We start from the raw sequence: 2,148 nt of genomic DNA, 5'->3' as shown, positions 1-2,148 counted from the left end.
TTGGCCAGGCGCGTGCCCTTCAGGAACGTCTCGTAGTCCCCTTGGTCCATCTGCTGGACGGCGGTCTCGAAGCGTCGCTTCAGCTCCGGGGGGGCGCGGGCATCGAGAAGCATGACGGGCTCTCCCACCCCATACTTGGCCAAATGGTCGCTTCCGGCCTCCCGCCGTCCCTCCTTTTTTTCCAGCTCCTTTTTTCCGGCGGGCCCGCGGACGGCTCCTTCCTCGCGCGAGGCATCCGCCAGGGCCTCGAGATTGGCGGCCACGCGGGTCAGGGCGCCAATGGCATCTTCCCGGGAGGAGGGGGCCTTGGAAGGCGAGGACGGCTCGGCCGTCGCCCCCTGCGCCGGCTCGGAGAGGAGGGCAAGGGTGGGTTTCAGGCGTGGGTCGACGAGGTCGCCGTGCTGCCGGGTTACCAGGGTCGCCAAGGCCTGGCTGCGCCGCAACGTCATGAGGGGGTCATGGTCACGGACCTGGCCGTCGACGATGCGGCGCGCCTCGGTGGCCAGGCCCTCGAGCATCAAGGCGGGGCGTTCGGTCGCCAGGGTCTGCCAGCGATGATCGAGCTCGGCGAGACGGGCCCACGCGTCCCGCCGGTCGGACAGGGACACATCGTCGTTGCGTTCCGGTTTCGGCGGCAGGCGCCCCCGCTCCTCTGGCTCCGCCCGCGTCCTGTCCTGCGTTGGCGTTTCCTGCTTGGTCTGTTCGGCTTTTCCGCCAGCCGGCGATTTGTCTGGAGATTCGACCTGCGGGTGCGGATCGGCCGCCAGCTGAACATTGAAGCGCAGCTGGGGGTAGCGTGAGCGCATCAGCTCGGCGGCCTGGGCCGCCGCCTGGCCGTCGAAGGCCAGTGCTGCGAGCGGACCCAGGACGTCGGCGGAGCTGTCTTGGCCTTCCTGGGTTGTGACCCGAAGAAGATATCGTGGCTCCGAGGCGGGGGCCTGAGGGCTTATGGCGGGCGCAGGGGTACCGGTGATCTCGTTCATCCCCGTCCCCCTTCCCGTTGCCCTTCCCGTTGGCGCGTGGGTTTAGGACCCTCCGTCGCCGGCAGAAGGGAGGTGATCCCGCGTTGCCGCATGACACCGCGGGTCACTTCCAGGCCGGCGGCCAATTGGCCTTTCAACATATCGTCGCCTGCCACCAGCTGGTCGGGGCTCTTGTTTTTTAATAGTTCCAGACGCATGGAGGTGAACGCCTCCGCTCGTGCCAGATCCTGCGGGGTCATGGCGGTCAGCTTTTGCCTTGCCGCGTTCGCCTGGTCGGCCGACGTCGGGTCAACCGTGATGATCAGGCGATTGAGGTCGATGGCAGCCGTCATGTCCGTGGCCGCGGGAACGGTTTTGGGGGGACCGCCCTCGTTTCCAAGGCTGTAGGCACGCTCGGGTCTTGCACCTTCAGGGCCGCGCTCGCGGCCGCGGGCAACGACAACCTGGTCGGCACGCTCAGCCGCGGCCAGTGGATCGGCCTTGGGAACCGCCGCCGCGCGCTTGGCCTGCTCATGGCCGTCCTTCAGGCCCGCTCCCCCCATCTTGACCAGGCCCGCCGTCAAGTCGGAGAGCGCGCCGAACAGCTGCTCAGCCACCTGACCGTTGCTGAGGCTCTGGCCTCGCTCATGGTTCCCCTGCGGGCGTTCCTGCCTGTCGTCGTCATCACGGATGCCGAGGGGAACAGGAGTACCCTCTGCGTGCCTGGTACGCTCCTGGGGTGCCTGCTGGGCGGCGGGAAGGTGCGGGTCAGCCCCGCTGTCCAAACCCCGGCCCGCGCCACCATCCAGAACGCGCAGCGCCGGCGTGGCCCGAAGTTCGCCGCCGGCGTGCGGCTGGGAGGCCGTCGGCTCCCGGGCGCCCGACAGGCCGGGGCCCTCCGCCGCCCTGGGCCGCGAGGGCCCGCCTTCCGCCACCGGCGTATGCGCCTGGTCATGGCTGATCCGAGCCTCGCCAGCCTGGCGCAGCCGCTCGCTGGTCCGGATGGCCCGTTCAACCGGGGTCTCCTCTCCACTGAAGGCGATGAGGATGCCGCGGCGAGCCGATTCCGGCAGGTCGGATGGCACGTAGTGCCGCTGCTCCACCCGGTCCCATTTGCAGCCGAACCGTTCGACCAGGGGCATCTGGTCAGGTGTGGGATCGATGTAGTCCCTTGTCATGCGCGCAG

2 protein-coding genes are annotated in these 2,148 nt (G+C 69.0%); both read right to left on the bottom strand.

Going from position 1 to position 2,148, the window contains the following annotated elements; all coding sequences use genetic code 11:
• Positions 1-983: hypothetical protein (locus I55_RS05280; RefSeq protein ID WP_044559462.1), on the bottom strand; the 983-nt coding region annotated here is incomplete at its 3' end.
• On the bottom strand, positions 980-2,148 hold a 1,169-nt coding region (locus I55_RS36835; RefSeq protein WP_044559461.1), incomplete at its 5' end, for a hypothetical protein. The genes I55_RS05280 and I55_RS36835, both read right to left, overlap by 4 nt.

Source organism: Azospirillum sp. B4 (assembly GCF_000333275.1).
Taxonomy (GTDB): domain Bacteria; phylum Pseudomonadota; class Alphaproteobacteria; order Azospirillales; family Azospirillaceae; genus Nitrospirillum.
The sequence above is the reverse complement of the archived record's forward strand: the minus strand, read 5'-3'. Positions and strand labels throughout refer to the sequence as shown.